Here is a 21,879-nt window from a genome sequence, read left to right on the forward strand (position 1 = left end):
CCCTCTCCCTGAGCAGAGCCCCGGCGCCCGCCCGGCGGATTTCAATGTTCGTCGCAACACCGGTGTGTTGGTCGGGCCGCGAGCAGTTCGAAAGGCGCTCGGCTGGGTTTCCCAGCCGAGCGCCTTGCGTGGGGAGGCTGTTGGGTTCGGCGGCGACGGCATCGAAGCGCGTTCGCGGCTGTGGCGGGAGCCCGGTGCTCATGGGAAGTGTTGCCGCAGCAGACCGTTGACGCTTCCATGCCAAGCAGCGAGTTGATGTTGCATGAGGTGTTCTCGGTCGAACCGTGCATGCCATGGACTGATCGGGTCGCAGAAGCGGACCGGGCTGTCAGTGGCCATGGTCCGCCGCGTTCTTGAATCTATCCGCCGTGTTCCAGCACATCGAGGGCTTGGTGGTCGGTCTCGTGAACCGCGTGCATCTCCGGTCGGTCGGGGAAGCGCTCGAGAGCTGGCGCCCTTTCCTCATCGGAATTCGTCCGCGTGATCGGCCGCCCACTCGCGGAACGTCCTGGCCGGTGCCCCCGTGAGCTCTTCCACCTTTCGGTTCACCGGCTCGGGGCTCCGCATCATCTCCGCGTGGGCGGCGAGCATGCCATCCGCCACCTCGGCGGGCAGACCCTGGGCGAGCATCGATGCGCGTGCCTCCTCCATCGGCATTTCCTCGAAAGCCAGCGGGCGGCCGATGGCTTCGGCGATGGCGTCGGTCTGTTCGCGCGTGGTCAGGGAGCGGGGCCCGGTCAGGACGTACGTCCGGCCCCGGTGGCCCGGTTGGGCGAGCGCGCGGGCCGCGACCGCCGCGATGTCCCGTTCGTGGATAAGCGGCCGGGCGAGGTCGCCGAACGGCTGCCGCACCACGTCCCGTTCACGGATCTGCTCGGCCCATCCCAGGGCGTTGCTCGCGAAGCCGGTGGGCCGCAGGACCGTCCGCTCCAGACCGGAACGCTCGATCAGCCGCTCCATCTCGGCGTGGAAGGCGTTGATCGGGTCGGCCTGTACGGCGCCGTCGTCCCGTACACCCTGGGAGGAGAGGTACACGATCCGGCGCGTGTGCTCGCCGATCACCTCCAGCACGGGAGGCGCCGCCTTTGTGGTGAGGAACGGCCAGAGCAGGAACACCGCATCGACGCCCCGCAGAGCGGGCACAAGAGACCGAGGGTCCGTCAGGTCGCCGCGCATGACCTCCACGTCGACTCCTGCCCGTGCGTCGAATTCTGCCGCGGCGGGTTCGCGGGCCAGCGCGCGTACGGCGACGCCCGCCTCGCGCAGCTCCTCGACGACATTGCGGCCCACCTTGCCCGTGGCTCCGGTGACCAGAATCATGTGCTCTCCCACTCCGTACACGCTGCCCTTCCCCGCCCCCGGCTCATGCGCTTGCCCACTCCGGTTTCATGTGCTGGGCTCCGCGGATTCATACGGTCTCCTGCTCCCGTCGATCCATCCCGGCTCGCGCCTGACGTGTGGAGACCATGACGCCGGCCACCACCGAGACAGCCGAGACGACACCTGCCAGCAGCACCGCGGCTCGTCCCCCGAACGTGCAGGCGAGCACGAGCACGGCGGTCACCGGCAGGATGGCCTGGCCGATCCCGCGCTTGCTGAACCGGGCGTGCAGCAGCCAGACGGTGAACAGATACAGGGCCGTCGGGATCGTGACGGTCAGTGATGCCGCCTCGGTTGATATGTGCGCCTTGCCGATGGCTTCCTCGACCGTGACCTCGATGCCCGTGCCGATGGCGGCAGCCGAGCCGAAGACCAGGTAGTGGCCGTACCCCCACAGGAACGCCACCCGGTTCGAGGTGAGCCGCTCATGCGCCGGGACCACGAAGTAGATCCACCACGCCGAGAAGATGATCAGCAGCCCGCCGCCCGCGATCGGCAGCAGGTGGCCAAGTTCGTCGCTCTCGTCGACGGCGACCCGGACGCCCGCCGTCGCCGCCAACACGGTCTCGCCAAGGACGATGATGATGAACAGTCCGTAACGCTCCGCGATGTGATGCGGGTGCCACGTCGTCTGCCATTTCCGCTCGGCCCACATGGGCACGGACAACTCGAGGAGCGCCATCACCAGGAACAGCCACGGTCTGGCATGGTCCGGCAGGAGCAGCAGCCCGAGCCACCCGAGCTGGCAGGCGGTCACCCCGGTGGCGTATCTCAGGGCCATTCCGCGCTCGGCACCACGGGCCCACCTGGCGGACCGCAGCCACTGGCTGACCAGCGCGATCCGCATCACCAGATAGCCGAACCAGATGAGCGCGAAGTCGTTGTCGTCGAACGCACGGGCCACACCCGCCGCCAGGATCAGCACACCCGTCATCTGGACCAGCGTGGTGACCCGGTACAGGACGTCGTCCGTGTCGTAGGCGGAGGCGAACCACGAAAAGTTCATCCACGCCCACCAGATGGCGAAGAAGACCGTGACGTAGCCGACGACGCCGTGCGCGTAGTGGCCCTCGGCGAGGGCGTGGGCCAGGGAGACCCCCGCCTGGGCGATCGCCACGACGAAGACCAGGTCGAAGAAGAGCTCCAGCGGAGTGGCGGCGCGGTGCGCCTCATCGCGGCTGCGAGCGGTCATAGGACGCAGGGGCGCCGCGGTCCCGCCATGCCCAGGGCCTGAGGGCCCGGACCGTGAGTGCTCGCTCATCTCGGGTCCCCTCCGCCTCTCGTCCCCGTGTTCCGTGACGGTCCGTGGCCTGTACGCACCCTCATCCCATCTCTCACCCGCGCGCCTCGCATATCGGGCTCATAGCCCCATAAGCCGTTACGGTGACCGTGTGTCCGAGCCCTCAGCCGCCCGTCCGGCAGCAGCGGCGCCGTCCCCCACCGCGCTGCGGGCAACCACCGTGGCCACCACCGTCTCCCTGCTGCTCGTCCTCGCCATCGTGTTCGGCAGCCGCTACCTCCGGACCTTCGACGCCGCCTTGCTGCCCTATGCCGTCGCCACCGTCTTCCTCGCCTTCGGCGTCGCCTACCGCTGCACTGTCCGCCTTTCGGCGCCCGCCCCCCGCAACCTCCACCGGCAGGGCCGGCATTCCCTGTTCTCCAAGGCCGGACTCCGCGCGGCCCCTACGGCCGTGGCCCGCACGCTCGCCGTCCATCTTGGCTTCCGAACGCCCCCGGGCGCGGGCTCGCGTGCCCGCTGGATCGCGCACCAGCTCATCGTCTGGGGCTGTCTGCTTGCCGCGCTGATCACGTTTCCGCTGACCTGGGGCTGGGTGTCCTTCACGGCGAGGCGCCCCACGGGCCCCGGATATGTGCTGCGCATCTGGGGCTTCGAGGTGATCGGCTTCGACGCGCTCGGCTTCGTGGGGTGGGCGTTGTTCCATGTGCTGGACCTGGCCGCCGTCCTGGTCATCGCGGGAGCCGGGTACTTCCTCTGGCAGCGCATGCGCAATCGCGGCGGCGCCACCGGCCAGAACTTCGCGTACGACATGCTGCCGCTGCTCGCGCTGATCGTGATCGCCGTGACCGGGCTGCTCCTGACCTTCTCCTCCCTCTTCCTGGGCGGCCGGGGCTATTCGTTTCTGGCGGTCCTCCATATGGTCTCGGTGGTCTTCACCCTCATCTGCCTGCCGTTCGGGAAGTTCTTCCACATCGTGCAGCGACCAGCCTCGGTCGGTGCCCGGCTGCTGGGGGACCGCGCCCGGCGGTCCGGAGAGGTCCTCTCCTGCCGCAGGTGCGAGGAACCCCTCGGTACGGATCCCGCCGCGGCCGGCCTCCGCAGCACGATGGGCGAGCTCGACCTCCGGCTGGAGGAGTGGACCGCGTACTGCCCGCGCTGCAAACGGCAGTTGCGCGGCGGCGCGTACTTCGCCGAGGCGAAGAAGGGTGCCACATGACGTCGCCAGGCACCGGTGAGCGGCGCGTGCCCACCCACTGCGGCTACTGCGGTGTGCAGTGCGGTCTGTATCTCCGGGTTGACCGGCGCGGCACGGTGTTCGGCGTGGAACCGCGCGACCACGACATCAACCGCAAGCGCCTGTGCTCCAAGGGAATCGACGCCTACCAGCAGTTGGACCATGCCGAGCGGCTCACCACCCCGCTGATCCGCCGCACCCGCGACGAGTCCTTCCGCCGGGCTACCTGGGAGGAGGCGCTGGACCACACCGCCTCCGAAATGCAGCGGATCCAGGCGGTGTTCGGCCCCGACGCCGTTGGTGTGGTCGGCGGCGGAAGCCTGACGTGCGAAAAGGCTTACCTCCTGGGCAAGTTCGCCCGCGTGGCGCTGAAGACCCGGCATGTCGACAGCAACGGCAGGCTGGGCGCAGCGGCCGCGAGCGCAGCCGCCGACCTTGCGTTCGGCATCGACCGCTCCACCAACCCTTTCGCTGACATGCTGCACTCCGACTGTCTCCTTCTCGCGGGCTCGAACACCGGGGAGTGCTTCCCCGTGGTGATGCAGTACATCTGGGGCGCACGGGACCGCGGGGCGACGCTGATCGTCGTCGACCCCCGTGAGACCGCCGTCGCCCGCACCGCGGACATTCACGTCGCCCTCCGCCCCGGCACCGACTCCGCCTTCTTCAACTCCGTTCTGCATGTGGTGATCCGCGACGGCCTCACCGATCGCGCCTTCCTCGCCGCGCACACCACCGGATGGGAGGAGGTGCGCAAGACCGCGGAGGCGTATCCCCCGGAGCGTGCCGCCTCGATCTGCGGTGTCTCCGTCGCACAGGTGGAACAGGTGGGCCGGATCTTCGGGCGGGCACGCAACGCCATGGCCTGGCACGCACGCGGCCTCCAGCACCACACCCAGGGCGTGGGCAACTGCCTCTCCCTCATCAATCTCTGCGTCGCCACCGGCAACATCGGCAGGCCAGGCGCCGGGTACGGCACCCTTGCGGGCCAGGCCAACGCCCAGGGCGGGCGGGAACACGGCCTGCACGCCGACACGCTCCCCGGCGGCCGGTCCGTCACCGACCCGGACCACCGCCGGGAGATCGCCAGCATCTGGGGCATCGACGCCTCCCAACTGCCCGGCGCCGGGGCCTCGCTGGCGGACATGGCCCGCCTGATGCGCCACGGCGAGATCCGCGGCCTGATCGGTGTCGCCACCAACCCCCTCGTCTCCCTTCCTCATCGTGCGGCCGCCAAGGACGCCTACGACGCCCTCGACCTCCACGTCCAGTGCGACGTCTTCCTCTCCGAGACCGCCGCCAACGCCCATGTGGTCCTGCCCGTCGCCGCCTGGGCCGAGGACGAGGGCGTCATGGCCAACGCCGAGGCGCGGGTGGTCAAGCACAACAAGGCGCAGAACCCCCCGCCCGGAGCGCGGACCGACATCTGGGTGCTGTGCCAGCTCGCGCTGCGGCTGGGCTCGGGCGACGCGTTCGCCTTCGCCGGTTCGCGCGAGGTCTTCGACGAAGTGCGGACCGCAACTGCCGGCACCCCCTACGACTACTCCGGCATCACTTACGAACGGCTGATGGAGACCGGGGGCATCGCCTGGCCCTGCCCTTCCACCGACCACCCCGGGACCCCCCGGCTGTTCGAGGACGGCCGCACCCACCACCCCGACGGCAGATTCCATCTGCAGCCCGTGGAGTGGCAGGAGCCCCCCGAACCCGCCGACACGCAGTACCCCCTCTCGCTCACCACCGGCCGTACTGGCGCGCACTACCTCTCCGGCAACCACACACGGCGGGTGCCGGGACTCACCGAACAATCCGCGTATCCCCGGGCCGAGTTGCACACCTCGCACGGCTACCGCACAGGCGACCCGGTCCGTGTCGTCACCCGCGGCGGGGCGGTCGTCCTGCCCGCCGTGGTCACCGACGCCATCCGCCCCGACACGGTGTTCGTGCCGCACCACTGGCCCTTCCCTGTGGCGGCGAACGCCCTGACGTCCGACGCGCGGGACCCGCAGTCCCACGTCCCCGCCTACAAGTTGTGCGCCTGCCGGATCGAACGGGGGCAGTCTCCCGACGAGGTGCCCGCCCCGCCTCCTCCGCCCGCCGCCGTACGGCCCGCGGCCCGGCCTGCGGGCCCGTCCGCGGGTCCGCCCGCGGGCCCATCCGCCGGTCCGTCCGCGGGTCCGGGGGCCCCAACCGTGGGCGAGAGGGGCTGAGCCGCCGATGATGGGCAGGACTCTCTTCATCGACCCGGATCGCTGCACCGGCTGCGGAGCCTGCGTCTCCGCCTGCCGCCAGTGCGACTCCCATCGCGGCACCGCGCTCGTACACATCGACCAGCCCGACGAGGGCCACAGCGCAGCCTCCTTTCCCACCCTGTGCATGCATTGCGAGGACCCGGCCGCGCCATGCGTCCAGGTGTGCCCGGCCGACGCATTGCGCGTCACGCCGGACGGCGTGGTGCAGCAGACCGACGTCACACGGTGCATCGGCTGCTCGGACTGCGTGAACGCCTGCCCCTTCGGCGCCACGGAGATCGACGTCCGTACACAGGTCCCGATGAAGTGCGACCTGTGCCACGACCGCACCGCGCGGGATCTCGACCCCCTGTGCGCTGCCGTCTGTCCCACGGGTGCGCTGTTCTACGGAACGCTCGAAGAACTCCACGCCGCACGCCCCGGCGTCCAGGTCACCGACACGTTCGCCTTCGGCGGTGTGAGAGTCGGAACCGGCGTGGCGACAGTCGTACCCGCGGACAAGGTGCAGTGGACGGTGCCGAGCGGGCTCCCGGTCGTCGAGGTGAACGGAGTGGACGTGCGATGAGCCTGACGGAGGAGACGGACGACCAGCCGGAGGCTCCGCCCGGCCGTCCCGGTGCCGGCGCACCGACCACCCGGCGCGACTATCTGCGCATCCTGGCCGTCGTCTCCGGCGGTCTGGCGTTGGGCGGGGTGGGTGTCGCCGGAGGAATGCTGCACCGGGAGGCCGACGCCGACGGTTCCCCGGGGCCCAAGCGCATCGCCTCCCGGCTTGCCGTGGGACAGGCCGTCGCCTTCGGGTATCCAGGCGCCGGCGACCGGGCCGTCGCCGTACGGCTCACCGATGGGTCCCTCGTCGGCTATTCCGCCGTCTGCACCCACATGGCGTGCGCGGTGCTCTGGCGCGAAAAGCCGCAGGCCGACGGCGAGTTGTACTGCCCGTGCCACGAGGGCGTCTTCGATGTACGCACCGGGGAGGTCGTCGCCGGCCCGCCCCCGCGCGGCCTGCCGAAGGTCGCGGTCGTCGAGCAACTGGACGGCAGCATCTGGGCGATCGGGACCGCCCGCTCCGGCGAGACGATCGAGGAAGGGCTGTGCCGACAGCTGATCAAGGACTACCCGGACACGGCCCGCGAGATCGGCTGCCCCGACGCCCCTCCGGTAGGGAGTGAGCAGGTGTGACCGACCCACAAGTCCGGCACAGCGGCCCGGGCCCGGCCTCGGACACCCAGCGGCAGCCAGGTCGCTCCACCAGACTGTCGGGCCGACTCGCCCTGGCCATCGCCGTGGTCGTCGGACAGCTCTGGGCACTTGCCGTGGCCGTTGATGCCTGGATGCAGGGGAGCACACGCACGGCCTGGTGGTGCACGGGCTTTCTCGGGCTGTCGTTCGCCGTCGTCCTGGTGCTGTGGCTGCTGGATCCCCAGGACCGCTGAGCCGGACATCACCCCACGGGCACCTGCCGGGGCCGCCTCCCGGGCCATCCCCGTACGCTGGACGCATGACTACCGTCCCTACGCCCGAGCGGCCCGAGCCCGCGGAGAGCGCCGCCGCCCTGGCCGCCAGGCTGGACTTCGACGATCCACTGGCCCGGCCCTCCACGGACGAAACGGACCAGGGCTGGGGGGACCGGCACTCGGGCGGCGACAGCGCCGCCGATCTGGCCCGCTTCCTCGACGAGAAGCCGCCGCACCACGTCTGACGGGCCGCCCGCCCGGCCAGGACCGTGCCGCCGCCTCGGCCGTGCTCACCGGTTGCGCTCCGGGGTCTGCAGCCGGGCCCGCTCGCGTACCGCGTACCCGTGGACCAGCCCCCGTGCGACGAGCAGTATGCCGGAGGCGGCGCCGGGCAAGGTGACCACGCCCAGCCGCTGGGCCTGTGGACCCGGTCGAAAGTGATCCGCCGGATCGCGCCGGGCGCCGATGTCCCGCGGTTCTCCACTCCGCACCGCCCCGAACCGCGCCGCGATTGCCGCGGCTCTCCCGCGGTCCAGGCTACGGCCGGTGCTTCTGGGCGGGCAGACGGTCCCGTGCCGTGCCGTCCCGCTGGGCCGCCAGGAGGTCGCGGATCTCGGCCAGCAGCTCGATCTCGGTCACCTCGGCCGGTGTCGCCTCCACGGGAGCCTTCGCGGCCTGCCGCTCCTTGTACCGGTTCATGGGCAGAATCATGAGGAAGTAGACGACCGTGGCCGTGATGAGGAACGTGATCGTGGCGCTGAGGACCGAGCCCCAGAGAAAGTAGAGCCCATCGGTGACCTCCCCCGATGAGTTCTTGACGCACCTGTCGCTCAGACACAGCGAGTAGTGGTCGAGGTTCGTGGAGCCGATGGCGCCCAGGACCGGATTGATGAAGCCCTTCACGACGCTGTTCACGATGTTCGTGAAGGCCGCTCCGATGACCACCGCGACGGCGAGATCCACCACGTTCCCGCGCATCAGGAACTGCTTGAAGCCCTGCAGGGCGCCCTTGTTCTCCTCGCTCACGTCGGAGCCTCTCTCTGCGCGCACGACCAAAGGAACAGACGGTTCCGCAATCTACGACAGGGAGGGCGAGCGCTGTCCATTCCCCTTCGCCGGAATGGGCCGCGGCGGCCACCAGCGCAGCCACGGTGGCGAGCAGGATGGCCAGGGTGCGACGACGCCTCCGCACGGCTCTGACCAGGCGATACCGTCGGCCGCCCGAGCGCACGGGCGCGAAGTGAGGAACCGAGCGAGGCGGGGGAGCGGGAAGCGCGCCACCGGTGTGACGGACGTTGCGGGACATGGGCAGGACACCACCTGTCGTGGAGAGCGGGGTCGCCGAAGCGCTGGGGAGAGCTGTTTCGCTCTCGTTCCGCCCTCACACTGCCCGTGTTCGCGCCGCCCCGCTGAGCCCTGTGGACAGCCCCACAGCTGTGGAAAACTTCGTCACCCTCACGTGACTGCCCGGGCACGCTCAGCCCCCGGAGGCCCGTCCCCGGAGGTGCGTCCGCGGAGGTGCGTCCGCGGAGGCCCGGCGACGAAACGCAGGTCCGCGACTTCCGCCCCCGGAGGCCCGTCCCCGGAGGTGCGTCCGCGGAGGTTCCGGAGCGCCACGAAGCGTCACGGAACCACCACTGAACACAGCCCACGCCAGCGCCTCCGGGCATCGCCTTCAGGCACCCCTCCCTCCCCAGCGCTACGGAAGCTCCAGCCCTGTGTCCATGCCATTCAGCGCCGTCGAGCAGAGACAGGAGCGGCCATCCGGCTCGGGCAGCGCCTTCACCGCGTCGAAGACGACGGACCGGAGCCGGGCCACGTTCTCCCCGAACACCCGCATGACCTCGGCCATCGAGACGCCCTCGCCCGTCTCCGCGCCCGCGTCGAGATCCGTCACCAAAGTCATCGTCGAGTAGCACAGCTCCAGCTCGCGCGCCAGGATCGCCTCCGGGTGCCCGGTCATGCCGACGACCGACCAGCCCTGCGCCGCGTGCCAGCGCGACTCCGCACGGGTCGAGAAGCGCGGCCCCTCCACCACCACGAGCGTCCCGCCGTCCACCGGCTCCCAGCCGTGGCCCTGCGCCGCGGCCAGCGCGGCCTCACGCCCCACTGGGCAGTACGGGTCGGCGAAGGCCACATGCACGACGTTCGGCACGCGTCCGTCCGGCAGCGCCTCGCCGTCGTAGAAGGTCTGCGTGCGCCCCTTCGTACGGTCCACGAGCTGGTCCGGTACGAGCAGCGTGCCCGGCCCGAACTCCGGCCGCAGACCACCCACCGCGCATGGCCCCAGCACCTGCCGGACGCCGAGCGAGCGCAGCGCCCACAGGTTGGCCCGGTAGTTGATGCGGTGCGGGGGGAGGTGGTGCTTGCGGCCGTGCCGGGGGAGGAACGCGACCCGGCGGCCGGAGATCTCGCCCAGGAACAGCGAGTCGCTCGGCGCACCGTAGGGGGTGTCGACCGTGACCTCGGTCACGTCGTCGAGGAAGGAGTAGAACCCCGACCCGCCGATGACGCCGATTTCCGCCTGGGAACTGCTCGTTTCGACCATGTGCCCCACCCTATGGGGGCCGGTGGTACGCCGGACCCCGCTCCCCCGGACTCGGAGGAAGGGGGGTCGGGTACGAATCAGCGACGGCGACCGGCCGGGCCGTTGTGCCTCAGGCCGCGCTGCCCGACCTCGCCGACGTCGACGAGGACGAAGACGAGGACGAAGACGACGACGAAGACGACGACGAAGACGACGACGAAGAAGACGAGGAGGGCGAAGCCGAGGACGAGGAACCGTCCGACGAGGAGGACGAGCCGCTGTTGCCCTTCGACTCGGTGGACGACCCGGACGAGGTCTTCGCCCCGTTACCGGCCGAATCGGACGACGAGCCGCGGCTGTCCGTCCGGTAGAAGCCGGAGCCCTTGAAGACGACACCGACCGCGGAGAACACCTTGCGCAGTCGCCCATTGCAGTTGGGGCACTCGGTGAGGGAATCGTCGGTGAACTTCTGCACCGCCTCGAGGCCCTCGCCGCACTCGGTGCACTGGTACTGATAGGTCGGCACTTGCTCCTCCTGGCACTCTCACTCGATGAGTGCTAACGACGCAATATAGTGCAGCATTCCGTCGGATCAGTCCACTGCAACCGGCACACGGTGATCGACCCCACGTGCCGAACCCGCTCCGGTCGTGCTCGCGCCCGGCGCACCCGAGCCCGCATCACCCGGGCCCGTACCGCGCAGGCCCGCATCACCCGTGCCCGTACGGCCCAAGCCCGCATCACCCTCACCCGGCGTCACCGGTGTCGCTCCCGCCGCGACCCGGCCCGGCCGACGGGGCGCGATACGCCCGCGCAGTGCGACCACGGTCGCCAGCGCCAGCGCCGTTCCGGTCAGTGGCACGGTGAACGCGGCGCTCGCACCGAAGCCGTCGGCGAGCCTCCCGGCAGCCGTCACCGCCGCGGCCTGCCCGAGGGCGACCGCTCCGGTCAGCCACGTGAACGCCTCGGTGCGGGACTCCGCCGGCACCAGCGACTCCACCAGCGTGTATCCCGTGATCAGAGCCGGAGCGATGCACAGCCCGGCCAGCAGCCCCAGCCCGCCCAGCGGCAGCGGTGCATGTACCGCCCAGAGGGCGGAGCACGCCAGCGCCAGCGCCGCGTACGAGACCAGCAGCCGTCGCTGCGGCGAGGTGCGCCAGGCGACGGCGCCGCAGGCCACGCCCGCGAGCATGTTGCCCGCGGCGAAGATCCCGTACAGCACGCCGTTGATGCCCGGGTGACCGGCCTCCTCGGCGAAGGCGGTCAGCGCGACCTGCATGCCGCCGAAGACCGAGCCGATGCCGAGGAACGCCACGGCCAGCACGCGTACGCCCGGTACGGCGAGGGCCGAGCCGCGCGCCTCGCTCCCGCCGGGTCCGGCCGCCCGCCGGTCGGCGGGCGGTGCCGTGCGGCGCTGGGCCGCGAAGAGAAGACCGCCCGCCAGCGTGAGCGCGGCCTCCGCGATCAGGCCCGCGGCCGGGTGCGCGCCGGTGGACAGCGCTGTCGCGAGCACCGGGCCGATCACGAACGTCAACTCGTCCGTGACGGACTCGAAGGCGGCCGCGGTCGTCAGGAGTGGGTTCCGTCCCCAACTCGTGCCGGGGCCGCTGGCGGAGCCGTCCCCAATGGCGCCCACGAGCAGTCCGGCGCCCCCGAGCGTGGACGCCCAGCGCGCCCGAACCATGGGGCCGATCTGCGGAACGGAGGCGCCGGTCGGCACGGCGGCGACGAAGAGCGCCCACAGGGGAGCGTGCGCCAGCGCGAGCGCCGTCAGCAGCGCCCCCGACGCCGCGTGGATCAGAACGCCGGGCACCAGGACCGCACTCTGCCCGTAGCGGTCGGCGAGTTTGCCGCCCTGCGGGGCGAACAGGGCCATGGAGACACCGGTGACGGCAGCGACCGCTCCCGCGACGCCGTACGAGCTCGTGGTGTGGCGGAGCAGCAGCACGATGCTGATCGTGAGCATCGCGAAGGGCTGCCGGGCAGCGAAGCCGGGCAGCAGGAATGTCCATGCGCCGGGTGTGCGCAGCAACTGCCCGTAGCCGGGACGCCTGACGGAACGTGCGGTGGTGGTGGAGACCGCGGATGCCACGGCCGTGCCTTTCTGCCGCCTGGTAGCGCGCCCGTGCCGGGATCACGGAGTGCGCCGAGAGCTGTCCTCTCGCGCGGGACCGGGGTAGATACCGGGTCCGCGCCGAGAAGGAGGCAGAAGGACCGCGGCCGCCGAGCGGTCGCGCCAGCTCTGCATCAGGCAGAGTGGATCGTTATGTGCCTCTTCATAGTACAGGGAGATGCGGCCCATTCCCTGTGATGTGTACGACCGGGGCGGCCTTCCCCCTGTGATTTGGTCGAACCTGGACGGTCAACGCCCCGAGGCCGAACAAGAGAGGCCGAACAAGAGAGGCCGAACAAGAGTGGACAAAAGTCGACGAGAGTCCTGGGTCGAGGCCCTGGACGGTGCCCGCCCCGGAGCCGGGCAAAGCGGAAAAGCGCGGACGAGAGCCTCGGCTATCGCCCGCCGCCGTTGCCCATGCTCAGCCAGCCCGCCAGCTTGCCGCCCGTCGACACCGCCCGCAACCGCTTCTCCGCCGCGTCCCGCACACGGTCCGTGGCCACGACGAGCAGTTCGTCCCCCCGCCGCAGCACGGTCGTCGGCGACGGCACGAAGCTCTCTCCGTCCCGTACCACCAGGGTGACCGCGGATCCCGCCGGCAGCCGCAGTTCGCCCACCTCCACACCGTGCATCCGCGACTCCCCCGGGACGGAGACGGACAGCAGGTGTCCGCTCAGCCTCTCCAGCGGCGCCGACTCGATCCCCAGGTCCGAGGTTGTGTCCACCTCGCCGAGCGGCAGATGGCCGGCGACCCAGGGCAGGGTCGGCCCCTGCACCAACGTGTAGACGATCACCAGCACGAAGACGATGTTGAAGATGTCCTTGCTGGCGTCGACCCCGTACACCATCGGGATCGTGGCGAGCACGATCGGCACCGCCCCACGCAGGCCCGCCCAGGACAGCAGCGTGCGCTCCGCCCAGGACGTACGGAAGGGGATCGTGCTCACGAGCACCGAGACGGGGCGCGCTACGAGCGTGAGCCCCAGCCCGACGAGGAGTGCCGGCACGATGTAGTCGCCCAGCTCGTGCGGGGTGACGAGCAGTCCGAGCAGCACGAACATGCCGATCTGGGCGATCCAGCCGATGCCTTCGGCGAAGCCGCGGGTGGCGGGCCAGTGCGGCAGTTTGGCGTTGCCCAGGATGAGGGCCGCGACGTAGACCGCGAGGAAGCCACTGCCGTGGGCGAGCGCGCCGGCGGCGTACGCGGTGACGGCGATGGCCATCACGGCGATCGGATAGAGGCCGGATGCGGGCAGCGCCACATGCCGGAGTCCGTACGCCCCGAGCCAGCCCACCCCCAGACCGATCACCCCTCCGATCGCCAGCTCCAGGAGGGCCTTGCCCAGCAGCAGATACCACGCGTCGACGGGGCCGACGCTGGAGAAGGCCACGACCAGGATCACCACCGGGGCGTCGTTGAAGCCCGATTCGGCCTCGAGCACACCCGACAGCCGCGGCGGCAGCGGCACCCTCCGCAGCACCGAGAAAACCGCCGCCGCATCCGTCGAGGAGACCACCGCACCGATGATCAGGGCCTGCCGCCACTCGAGCCCCACCAGATAGCGGCCCGCTGCCGCGGTGATCCCCACGCTCACCGCGACTCCGACCGTCGACAACATCGCCGCGAGGGGCAGAGCGGGCCTTATGTCACGCCACTTGGTCGACAGACCGCCCTCGGCCAGAATCACGACGAGTGCGGAGTAACCGAGCAATTGGGTCAGCTGGGCGTCGTCGAACTCGACCCCGATGCCGTCGACGCCGATCGCGACACCGATCCCCAGATAGATGAGCAGGCTCGGGAGCCCGCTGCGCGAGGAGATCCTGACCGCCGCCACCGCGAAGAGCAGAAGGATCGAGCAGACCAGCAGGAGTTCGTTGAGGTGGTGGACAGTCAGGGGCCAGACCCTTTCTCACGTTATCGACCGAAACGTTCCCGCTCGCCGACTGGAAGTTCATTGCCTTACCTAACATTTTACCGGTTCTTGACGCGGGTCGGCGCCGGGCTCCGACTCCCCGTACGGGCGGCTCATCGGCTCCGCCTATGGTTGCTCCAGCACTCCCAGGTTCACCTGCCCCGCGAAGGACAGCGATGCCCGCCAACAAGACCGGCCCTTCCGGCAATAAGAAGGGTCGTCGTGCCCGCCTCCTCGTGATCGCAGTCGTGGTGCTGCTGCTGACGGGCTTCGGTTACGGCACCTACTGGAGCGTCAGCACCGTGCGTGCCTCGTTCCCGGAGACCACGGGCTCGATCAAGCTCAAGGGCCTCTCCGGGCCGGTCGAGGTGAAGCGCGACGACCACGGCATCCCGCAGATCTACGCGGACTCCGACGAGGACCTGTTCCGCGCCCAGGGGTTCGTCCAGGCGCAGGACCGCTTCTGGGAGATGGATGTACGCCGGCACATGACGGCGGGCCGGCTGTCCGAGATGTTCGGGAAGGGGCAGATCGAGACCGACGCTTTCCTGCGCACGCTGGGCTGGCGCAAGGTTGCCCAGGAGGAGTACGACACCAAGCTGTCGCCGCGGGCGAAGCAGTACCTCCAGGCGTACTCCGAGGGCGTCAACGCCTATGTGGCGGACCACGAGGGCTCGGCCCTCTCCGTCGAGTACGCGGCGCTGGGCCTCAGCCACGACTACACCCCGGAGAAGTGGACCCCGGTCGACTCGGTCGCCTGGCTCAAGGCCATGGCCTGGGACCTGCGCGGCAACATGCAGGAGGAGATCGACCGTTCGCTGATGTCGAGCCGTCTCACCCCGCGGCAGATCGAGGACCTCTACCCGGACTACCCGTACGACCGCAACCAGCCGGTTGTCGGAAGCGGGGCCGTGAACGGCGTCACCAACAAGTTCGACCCCAAGGCCGCCGCGACCGGCGCCGCCTCCCGTGCGGGCGGGGCGAGCGGAGTCGGCGGCGCGACCCAGGACGTGGCAACCCAGCTCTCGTCCCTGTCGCGCACCCTGGAGGAGGTCCCCGCGCTGCTCGGCCCGAACGGCAGCGGCATCGGCTCCAACTCCTGGGTGGTGTCCGGGAAGCACAGCGCCACCGGAAAACCGCTCCTCGCCAACGACCCGCACCTCGCGCCGCAGATGCCCTCCCTGTGGTACCAGATGGGGCTGCACTGCCGCACCGTCAGCGAGTCCTGCAACTTCGACGTCGCCGGTTACACCTTCTCCGGTATGCCCGGTGTCGTCATCGGTCACAACAAGGACATCGCCTGGGGTTTCACCAACCTCGGCGCCGACGTCTCCGACCTCTATCTGGAGAAGGTCACCAGCAGCACCTATCTCTCCGACGGCAAGCAGCTCCCGTTCAAGACGCGCAAGGAGACCATCAAGGTCGCCGACGGTGACTCGCGCGAGATCACGATCCGCACGACCGGGAACGGGCCGATCGTGTCCGACCGGAACAACGAGCTGGGCAAGGTGGGCAAGCAGGCCCCCGTCCGTGACGCCGCACCCGACAGAGGCAGCGGCTATGCGGTGTCACTGCGCTGGACCGCACTGTCGCCCGGCACATCCATGGACGCGCTCTTCGGGCTGAACACCGCCAAGGACTGGACGAGCTTCCGCAAGGCCGCGGCCGCCTTCGACGTCCCCTCGCAGAACATCATCTACGCCGACGCCCGGGGCAACATCGGCTATCAGGCGCCCGGCCGCATCCCGGTCCGCGGCAAGGGCGACGGCCGTCACCCCGCCGACGGACGCTATCCGGCCCCCGGCTGGGACTCCCGCTACAAGTGGACGGGTTACATCCCGCAGTCCGCGCTCCCCTGGGAGTTCAACCCCTCCCGGGGCTATATCGTGACCGCGAACCAGGCCGTCATAGATCAGCGCGCCTACCCGTACCACCTGACCGAGGACTGGGGTTACGGGGCGCGCAGCCAGCGGATCAACGACCTGATCCAGTTGAAGATCAAGGACGGCGGCAAGATCTCGACGGACGACATGCAGTCCATGCAGCTCGACAACAGCAGCGAGATCGCCGAGCTGCTGACGCCGTACCTCCTCAAGATCGACGTCAAGGACCCGTTCGTACGGGAGGCTCAGAAACTCCTGGAGGGCTGGGACTACACCCAGGACGCGGACTCGGCAGCCGCCGCCTACTTCAACGCGGTCTGGCGCAACACCCTCAAGCTCGCGTTCGGCAACAAGCTGCCCAAGGAGGTACGGGTCAAGGGCCAGTGCCTGCGCGTGCGCCCCGCGGACGACGCCGGCCCGCTGGAGGACCTGGACGGCAACGCCAGGACCGTACGCGAATGCGGCGAGCGCGCCGCGAACCAGGCGCAGCCCGACGGCGGCGACCGCTGGTACGAGGTCGTCCGGACCATCCTCAAGGACGAGAACAACGACTGGTGGAAGACCACCGGTACCGTCCGCAACCCCGGCGACCGCAGCCGCGACGAGCTCCTGGCCCACGCCATGCGCGACGCCCGCTCGGAGCTCACAGCCAAGCTCGGCAAGGACATCGACACCTGGAGCTGGGGCCGCCTGCATCAGCTCACGCTGACGAACCAGACGCTCGGGACCTCCGGGCCCGGCATGGTCCAGCACCTCCTCAACCGGGGCCCGTGGAATCTGGGCGGCGGAGAGGCCGCGGTCGACGCCACCGGCTGGAACGCGGCCGGCGGGTACGACGTCATCTGGGTGCCGTCGATGCGGATGATCGTGAACCTGGGGGACATGGACAAGTCCCGCTGGATCAACCTCTCAGGAGCGTCCGGGCACGCCTACAACCCGCACTACACCGATCAGACGGAGAAGTGGGCCAAGGGCGAACTGCTGCCCTGGGCGTTCACCGACGGGAAGGTCCGGCAAGCGACGACGGACACGCTGGCCCTGACGCCGTAGGCCCTGTCCGCCGGTACCGCGGCCCTGCCCCCGCGTCCATGCCGGTGAGCGGGGCCGCGCGGTTGAAGACGGACCTCAGGCCCGTGCGAAGCGGCGGACCCCCGAGGGCGTCACCGCGGCGTGCACCGGCCGGTCGTGCGCCTCGGCCGGGACCTCGCCCGCGCCCAGCAGCTCGCCGTCGTGGAGCAGCACCACCAGAGCCGGGTCGGCACCCGCCCGCTCCAGCCGGGCCAGGACCCGGTCGTAACTGCCGCCGCCGCGGCCGAGGCGCAGGCCCCGTTCGTCCACGGCGAGGCCGGGCAGCAGCACGGCGTCAGCGGTCGTGATCGCCTCTTGGCCCAGCCGCCCGCCCTCCGGTTCCAGGAGCCCGCGCCGGGCGGCCGCGAGCCGGTCCGCGCCCTCGTAGACGCCCCAGTCCAGATCGTTGTCCTCGAGAAGTACGGGCAGCAGGACGCGGGTACCCCGGGCGCGCAGCGCGTCGAGGAGCGCGCGCGTCCCCGGTTCGCGCCCCACGGACACGTACGCGGCGACCGTGCGCGCCTCCGCCAGCTCCGGCAGCTCCAGGGCCCGCCGCGCCAGAACCGCGCCGGTCTCCGAGACGTCATCCACTGTCAACCGGGCTCTTACCGCCAGGAGATCCCGCCGCAACTCGGCTTTCCTAGCGTGACTTCGACTCACGGTGGGCACAAACCTCTCTTTATGAGAACGTATGAATCAGGGCCCCATCTTCTCCTCATACTCACCGGTTATGGTGTGCCGCATGACTCAATCGCGCTCCCGGATCAGCAAGGCGGTCATCCCCGCCGCAGGACTCGGCACCCGGTTCCTTCCGGCCACCAAGGCCACGCCCAAGGAAATGCTGCCGGTGGTCGACAAGCCCGCGATCCAGTACGTGGTGGAGGAGGCCGTGACCGCCGGTCTTCCCGACGTCCTCATGGTGACCGGACGCAACAAGCGCCCCCTCGAGGACCACTTCGACCGCAACTACGAGCTGGAATCGGCCCTGTTGAAAAAGGGCGACGAGTCCCGCCTCGCCCGTGTCCAGGAGTCCAGCGACCTGGCGACCATGCACTACGTCCGCCAGGGTGACCCCAAGGGCCTCGGCCACGCCGTCCTGTGCGCCGCCCCGCACGTCGGCGAGCAGCCCTTCGCCGTCCTCCTCGGCGACGACCTCATCGACCCGCGCGACCCGCTGCTCTCCCGCATGATCGAGGTGCAGGAGCAACACGGCGGCAGCGTCATCGCGCTGATGGAGGTCGACCCCGCCCAGGTCCACCTTTACGGCTGTGCGGCGATCCGGGCCACTGGCGAGGACGACGTCGTGCAGGTCACCGACCTGGTGGAGAAGCCCGAGCCGTCCGAGGCGCCCAGCAACTACGTGATCCTCGGCCGTTACGTCCTGGACCCGGCCGTCTTCGAGGTGCTCCGGAAGACCGAGCCGGGCCGCGGTGGCGAGATCCAGCTCACCGACGCCCTCCGCACGCTCGCGGAGACCCCGACGCTCGGCGGCCCCGTGCACGGCGTCGTGTTCAAGGGCCGCCGCTATGACACCGGGGACCGCGGCGACTACCTGCGTGCCATTGTCCGACTGGCGTGCGAACGTGAAGACCTGGGACCGGACTTCCGGGCCTGGCTTCGCAGTTACGTCACGGAGGAGATGGACCACGTTGAGCGACACCGCTGACCGGGCCGCGGCCACGGGCGGGCTGGGGGACGACCGGTCCGGCACGGACCCGGGCCACGGCGCGGCGCGGGGAGAGCAGGACCGCGTCTGGACGGTGACGGAGCATCTGGACGACATCCTCCGCCATGTCCGGCCGCTGGAGCCCATCGAGCTGCAACTCCTCGACGCCCAGGGCTGTGTGCTGGTCGAGGACGTCACCGTCCCCACCGCCCTGCCGCCCTTCGACAACAGCTCCATGGACGGCTACGCGGTCCGGGTCGTCGACATCGCCGGCGCCACCGGGGAGCACCCGGCCGTTCTCACCGTCGTCGGGGACGTCGCGGCGGGCAGTGGGGAGTCGCCCGCCGTCGGCCCGGGCGAGGCCGCCCGCATCATGACCGGCGCACCACTCCCGCCGGGCGCCGAGGCGGTCGTCCCGGTCGAGTGGACCGACGGCGGTACGGGCGGTGGACCGGCCTCCGGCATGGCGGCCGCGGCACACGCCCCCGAGGGCGCCACCGGCGAGGTCCGCATCCACCGGGCCGCCGAGCCCGGCGCGCACATCCGCCGACGTGGATCCGACGCCTCCGTGGGGGAACTGGCCCTCACCGCCGGGACGGTCCTCGGCCCCACGCAGATCGGGCTGCTCGCCGCGACCGGCCGCGGCACGGTCAGGGTCCGCCCCCGCCCGCGGGTCGTCGTCCTGTCCACCGGCAGTGAACTCGTCCCGCCGGGCGAGGCGTTGAGCTCCGGCCGGATCTACGACTCCAACAGTTTCGCGCTCACCGCGGCCGCCCGCGACGCCGGAGCCATCGCGTATCGTGTCGGGGCCGTCGCCGACGACGCAGCCACCCTCCGCTCCACCATCGAGGACCAACTCATCCGCGCCGACATCATCGTCACCAGCGGCGGCGTCAGTGTCGGCGCCTATGACGTGGTAAAGGAGGCGCTGTCCCGCTTCGAGGGGGACGGGGAGGACGGCGCCACACGCGGCCGGGTCGAATTCCGCAAGCTCGCCATGCAGCCCGGCAAACCCCAGGGGTTCGGGCGGATCGGCCGCGACCGCACGCCACTGCTCGCCCTGCCCGGCAACCCGGTCAGTTCGTTCGTCTCCTTCGAGCTGTTCGTACGCCCCGCCATCCGCTCCCTCATGGGCCTCGAGGCGGTCGAGCGGGAGACCGTCCGCGCGACGTGCCCGCAGGGCATCGGTTCCTCACCGAAGGGGAGGCGCCAATTCCTGCGCGGGCGGTACACGGACGGGACCGTCACCCCTGTGGGGGGCGCGGGCTCCCACCTGGTGAAGGCCCTCGCCCACGCCAACGCCCTGATCGTTGTTGACGAGGACACCACATCCGTGGAGCCCGGCGCCGAGGTGACCGTGGTCCTCCTCGACTGATTGACCGCCGCTGCCGGTACGGTGTCTGCCCACGGATACCGGACCGGGAGAACGATGAGCAGCGGCGAACAGCACCTCACGCATCTCGACGACGCGGGCGCCGCCCGTATGGTCGACGTCTCCGGGAAGGACGTCACCGCGCGGACCGCCCGGGCCACGGGGCGCGTGCTGGTCTCGCCGCGCGTCGTCGAGCTGCTGCGGGGGGAGGGCCTGCCCAAGGGCGATGTCCTCGCTACCGCCCGTATCGCAGGGATCATGGGGGCCAAACGGACCCCGGACCTCATCCCGCTCTGCCACCCCCTCGCCGTCTCCGGGGTCACCGTCGACCTCGGGGTGGCGGACGACGCGGTGGAGATCGCCGCCACCGTGAAGACGACGGACAGGACCGGGGTGGAGATGGAGGCCCTGACGGCGGTCTCGGTCGCGGCCCTCACGGTGATCGACATGGTGAAGGCCGTGGACAAGGCGGCGGGCGTCACCGACGTGCGGGTCGAGGAGAAGACCGGCGGAAAGTCCGGGAGTTGGCACCGGCCGGGAGGCGGGCACACCCGACCCGGTGATCGGGGCAGCGCCGGTGAGCGGGGCAGTGAGCCGGGTGGCGCCGGTGAGCGGGGCGGCGCATGAGCCGCTACCGCGCCCTGGCGGTCACCGTCTCCAACCGTGCGGCCGCCGGCGTCTACGCCGACGAGGGCGGCCCTCTCCTCGTCGAGGGCCTGGCCGCGATGGGCTTCGAGGCCGAGGGGCCGCGCGTCGTCCCGGACGGCGAGTCGGTCGAGGTCGTCCTGCGCGAGGCGGTCGCCGCCGCGTACGACGTAGTGCTCACCACGGGCGGCACCGGCATCTCGCCCACCGACCGCACCCCCGAGATGACGCACCGCCTCCTCGACTACGAGATCCCGGGCATCCCCGAGGCGATCCGCGCCGAGGGGCTGGCCAAGGTGACCACTGCCGTACTCTCCCGCGGGCTGGCGGGCGTCGCCGGGACTACGCTGATCATCAACCTCCCCGGTTCCACCGGCGGTGTCCGGGACGGCTTGGCCGTGCTGGAGCGCCTGCTCGTCCACGCCGTCGACCAGATCCGCGGCGGCGACCACCCCAGACCAGCGGGGAGCTGAACCTGAACGTCCCCTGGCCCGTCGAGCTGGCGGACGGCGATGTCGCCCTCCGTCCCATAAGGCTGCGCGACCAGCGCCTCTGGCGCGAGGTCAACCGCCGTAACAGGGACTGGCTGCGGCCCTGGGAGGCGACCGTCCCGCCCCCGGCTCCCGGCGGGCCGCTGACCCAGCGCCCCACCTACCGGCAGATGGTCCGCCACCTGCGCGGGGAGGCCCACGCCGGACGCATGCTGCCGTTCGTCATCGAGTTCCGGGGGCGACTCGTCGGGCAGCTCACGGTCGCCGGAATCACCTGGGGCTCGATGTGCTCGGGCCACATCGGCTACTGGGTCGACCAAGCCGTGGCGGGCCGCGGGGTGATGCCGACCGCCGTCGCACTCGCCGTCGACCATTGCTTCCGTACGGTCGGGCTGCACCGCGTCGAGGTTTGCATCCGCCCCGAGAACGCACCGAGCCGCAGAGTCGTCGAAAAACTCGGATTCCGCGAGGAGGGGCTGCGTCCGCGCTACCTCCATATCGACGGCGACTGGCGTGACCACCTGGTCTACGCGCTGACGGCGGAGGAAGTCCCCGAGGGCATGGTCGCGCGGTGGCACAGGTCGCGTCCGGGAACGGCGTACAAATAAAAAATCTGTTCGAAATTGACCGCAGTAGAT

19 protein-coding genes and 1 pseudogene are annotated in these 21,879 nt (G+C 70.6%); 12 read left to right on the forward strand and 8 right to left on the reverse strand.

From position 1 onward, the window contains the following. Positions 1-462: 462 nt before the first annotated feature. Positions 463-1,341 carry an NAD(P)H-binding protein gene (locus AB0M26_RS00855; RefSeq protein ID WP_365252341.1) on the reverse strand — a complete coding sequence of 293 codons (879 nt, stop codon included), beginning with the start codon at positions 1,339-1,341 and terminating at the stop codon, positions 463-465. Positions 1,342-1,408: 67 nt separating this feature from the next. Next, positions 1,409-2,641, reverse strand: a complete 1,233-nt coding sequence (locus AB0M26_RS00860; RefSeq protein WP_365252344.1) for a low temperature requirement protein A — start codon at positions 2,639-2,641, stop codon at positions 1,409-1,411. Positions 2,642-2,825: 184 nt separating this feature from the next. Between AB0M26_RS00860 and AB0M26_RS00865 the strand changes: the two genes are divergently transcribed. The 6 genes from AB0M26_RS00865 to AB0M26_RS00890 all read left to right on the forward strand — a co-directional run bounded on the left by AB0M26_RS00865 (position 2,826) and on the right by AB0M26_RS00890 (position 7,808). Continuing rightward, on the forward strand, positions 2,826-3,836 hold the full coding sequence (locus tag AB0M26_RS00865) for an MFS transporter (protein ID WP_365252974.1): 1,011 nt from the start codon (positions 2,826-2,828) through the stop codon (positions 3,834-3,836). Next, positions 3,833-6,064, forward strand: coding sequence for a molybdopterin oxidoreductase family protein (locus tag AB0M26_RS00870; RefSeq protein ID WP_365252347.1), 2,232 nt, complete (start codon positions 3,833-3,835; stop codon positions 6,062-6,064). Before AB0M26_RS00865 ends, AB0M26_RS00870 begins: the two co-directional genes overlap by 4 nt. 7 nt (positions 6,065-6,071) lie before the next feature. After that, the gene (locus AB0M26_RS00875; RefSeq protein WP_365252350.1) at positions 6,072-6,671 is read left to right on the forward strand and encodes a 4Fe-4S dicluster domain-containing protein; all 600 of its coding nucleotides are present in this window, start codon (positions 6,072-6,074) and stop codon (positions 6,669-6,671) included. Further along, on the forward strand, positions 6,668-7,288 hold the full coding sequence (locus AB0M26_RS00880) for a Rieske (2Fe-2S) protein (protein WP_365252353.1): 621 nt from the start codon (positions 6,668-6,670) through the stop codon (positions 7,286-7,288). Before AB0M26_RS00875 ends, AB0M26_RS00880 begins: the two co-directional genes overlap by 4 nt. Then, positions 7,285-7,542, forward strand: a complete 258-nt coding sequence (locus AB0M26_RS00885; protein ID WP_365252356.1) for a hypothetical protein — start codon at positions 7,285-7,287, stop codon at positions 7,540-7,542. Before AB0M26_RS00880 ends, AB0M26_RS00885 begins: the two co-directional genes overlap by 4 nt. 65 nt (positions 7,543-7,607) lie before the next feature. After that, positions 7,608-7,808 (forward strand): hypothetical protein, encoded by a 201-nt coding sequence (locus tag AB0M26_RS00890; RefSeq protein WP_365252359.1) that lies wholly within the window; start codon positions 7,608-7,610, stop codon positions 7,806-7,808. Between the two features lie 292 nt (positions 7,809-8,100). Here AB0M26_RS00890 and mscL read toward each other — a convergent pair whose 3' ends face one another. From mscL to AB0M26_RS00915, 5 genes and pseudogenes are all read right to left on the reverse strand, one after another. Continuing rightward, on the reverse strand, positions 8,101-8,541 hold the full coding sequence (gene mscL, locus AB0M26_RS00895) for a large conductance mechanosensitive channel protein MscL (RefSeq protein ID WP_365252977.1): 441 nt from the start codon (positions 8,539-8,541) through the stop codon (positions 8,101-8,103). Between the two features lie 721 nt (positions 8,542-9,262). Beyond that, positions 9,263-10,111, reverse strand: coding sequence for an S-methyl-5'-thioadenosine phosphorylase (locus AB0M26_RS00900; protein ID WP_365252362.1), 849 nt, complete (start codon positions 10,109-10,111; stop codon positions 9,263-9,265). Between the two features lie 109 nt (positions 10,112-10,220). Further along, complete coding sequence (locus AB0M26_RS00905; RefSeq protein ID WP_365252365.1) at positions 10,221-10,616, reverse strand: FmdB family zinc ribbon protein; 396 nt, start codon at positions 10,614-10,616, stop codon at positions 10,221-10,223. Between the two features lie 246 nt (positions 10,617-10,862). Continuing rightward, positions 10,863-12,182 (reverse strand): annotated as a pseudogene (locus tag AB0M26_RS00910) (MFS transporter); the annotation flags it as partial. A 416-nt stretch (positions 12,183-12,598) separates the two neighbouring features. Beyond that, positions 12,599-14,098 (reverse strand): potassium/proton antiporter, encoded by a 1,500-nt coding sequence (locus AB0M26_RS00915; protein ID WP_365252980.1) that lies wholly within the window; start codon positions 14,096-14,098, stop codon positions 12,599-12,601. A gap of 194 nt (positions 14,099-14,292) precedes the next feature. On the opposite strand from AB0M26_RS00915, the gene AB0M26_RS00920 reads away from it, so the two are divergent. Beyond that, positions 14,293-17,049, forward strand: a complete 2,757-nt coding sequence (locus AB0M26_RS00920; RefSeq protein ID WP_365252368.1) for a penicillin acylase family protein — start codon at positions 14,293-14,295, stop codon at positions 17,047-17,049. Positions 17,050-17,124: 75 nt separating this feature from the next. On the opposite strand, the gene AB0M26_RS00925 is transcribed toward AB0M26_RS00920, so the two are convergent. Continuing rightward, positions 17,125-17,727 (reverse strand): 5-formyltetrahydrofolate cyclo-ligase, encoded by a 603-nt coding sequence (locus AB0M26_RS00925; RefSeq protein WP_365252371.1) that lies wholly within the window; start codon positions 17,725-17,727, stop codon positions 17,125-17,127. Between the two features lie 82 nt (positions 17,728-17,809). Here AB0M26_RS00925 and galU point away from each other — a divergent pair, with 82 nt between their 5' ends. The 5 genes from galU (at position 17,810) to AB0M26_RS00950 (ending at position 21,849) form a co-directional block, all read left to right on the forward strand. Next, positions 17,810-18,733: a UTP--glucose-1-phosphate uridylyltransferase GalU gene (gene galU, locus AB0M26_RS00930; RefSeq protein ID WP_365252374.1), complete on the forward strand. Its 924-nt coding sequence runs from the start codon at positions 17,810-17,812 to the stop codon at positions 18,731-18,733. 94 nt (positions 18,734-18,827) lie between these two features. Beyond that, a complete protein-coding gene (gene glp / locus AB0M26_RS00935) occupies positions 18,828-20,108 on the forward strand; it encodes a gephyrin-like molybdotransferase Glp (RefSeq protein WP_365252983.1) in 1,281 nt (426 codons plus the stop codon). 54 nt (positions 20,109-20,162) lie between these two features. Next, positions 20,163-20,732, forward strand: a complete 570-nt coding sequence (gene moaC / locus AB0M26_RS00940; RefSeq protein WP_365252377.1) for a cyclic pyranopterin monophosphate synthase MoaC — start codon at positions 20,163-20,165, stop codon at positions 20,730-20,732. Further along, positions 20,729-21,223, forward strand: coding sequence for a MogA/MoaB family molybdenum cofactor biosynthesis protein (locus AB0M26_RS00945; RefSeq protein ID WP_365252380.1), 495 nt, complete (start codon positions 20,729-20,731; stop codon positions 21,221-21,223). The genes moaC and AB0M26_RS00945 overlap by 4 nt, the downstream gene beginning before the upstream one ends. Positions 21,224-21,225: 2 nt before the next feature. Continuing rightward, positions 21,226-21,849: a GNAT family protein gene (locus AB0M26_RS00950; protein ID WP_365252986.1), complete on the forward strand. Its 624-nt coding sequence runs from the start codon at positions 21,226-21,228 to the stop codon at positions 21,847-21,849. Positions 21,850-21,879: the final 30 nt, after the last annotated feature.

Origin of the sequence: Streptomyces sp. NPDC051776 (genome assembly GCF_040681345.1) — a bacterium.
Lineage (GTDB): Bacteria > Actinomycetota > Actinomycetes > Streptomycetales > Streptomycetaceae > Streptomyces.

What these genes read in the sequence shown, in the direction of transcription:
- AB0M26_RS00860 (WP_365252344.1), bottom strand. Translation starts at nt 2,641, where the DNA reads ATGAGCGAGCACTCACGGTCCGGGCCCTCAGGCCCTGGGCATGGCGGG.
- AB0M26_RS00900 (WP_365252362.1), bottom strand. Translation starts at nt 10,111, where the DNA reads ATGGTCGAAACGAGCAGTTCCCAGGCGGAAATCGGCGTCATCGGCGGG.
- moaC (WP_365252377.1), top strand. Translation starts at nt 20,163, where the DNA reads ATGAGCAGCGGCGAACAGCACCTCACGCATCTCGACGACGCGGGCGCC.
- AB0M26_RS00920 (WP_365252368.1), top strand. Translation starts at nt 14,293, where the DNA reads ATGCCCGCCAACAAGACCGGCCCTTCCGGCAATAAGAAGGGTCGTCGT.
- AB0M26_RS00875 (WP_365252350.1), top strand. Translation starts at nt 6,072, where the DNA reads ATGATGGGCAGGACTCTCTTCATCGACCCGGATCGCTGCACCGGCTGC.
- AB0M26_RS00945 (WP_365252380.1), top strand. Translation starts at nt 20,729, where the DNA reads ATGAGCCGCTACCGCGCCCTGGCGGTCACCGTCTCCAACCGTGCGGCC.
- AB0M26_RS00890 (WP_365252359.1), top strand. Translation starts at nt 7,608, where the DNA reads ATGACTACCGTCCCTACGCCCGAGCGGCCCGAGCCCGCGGAGAGCGCC.
- AB0M26_RS00870 (WP_365252347.1), top strand. Translation starts at nt 3,833, where the DNA reads ATGACGTCGCCAGGCACCGGTGAGCGGCGCGTGCCCACCCACTGCGGC.
- galU (WP_365252374.1), top strand. Translation starts at nt 17,810, where the DNA reads ATGACTCAATCGCGCTCCCGGATCAGCAAGGCGGTCATCCCCGCCGCA.
- mscL (WP_365252977.1), bottom strand. Translation starts at nt 8,541, where the DNA reads ATGCGCGGGAACGTGGTGGATCTCGCCGTCGCGGTGGTCATCGGAGCG.
- AB0M26_RS00880 (WP_365252353.1), top strand. Translation starts at nt 6,668, where the DNA reads ATGAGCCTGACGGAGGAGACGGACGACCAGCCGGAGGCTCCGCCCGGC.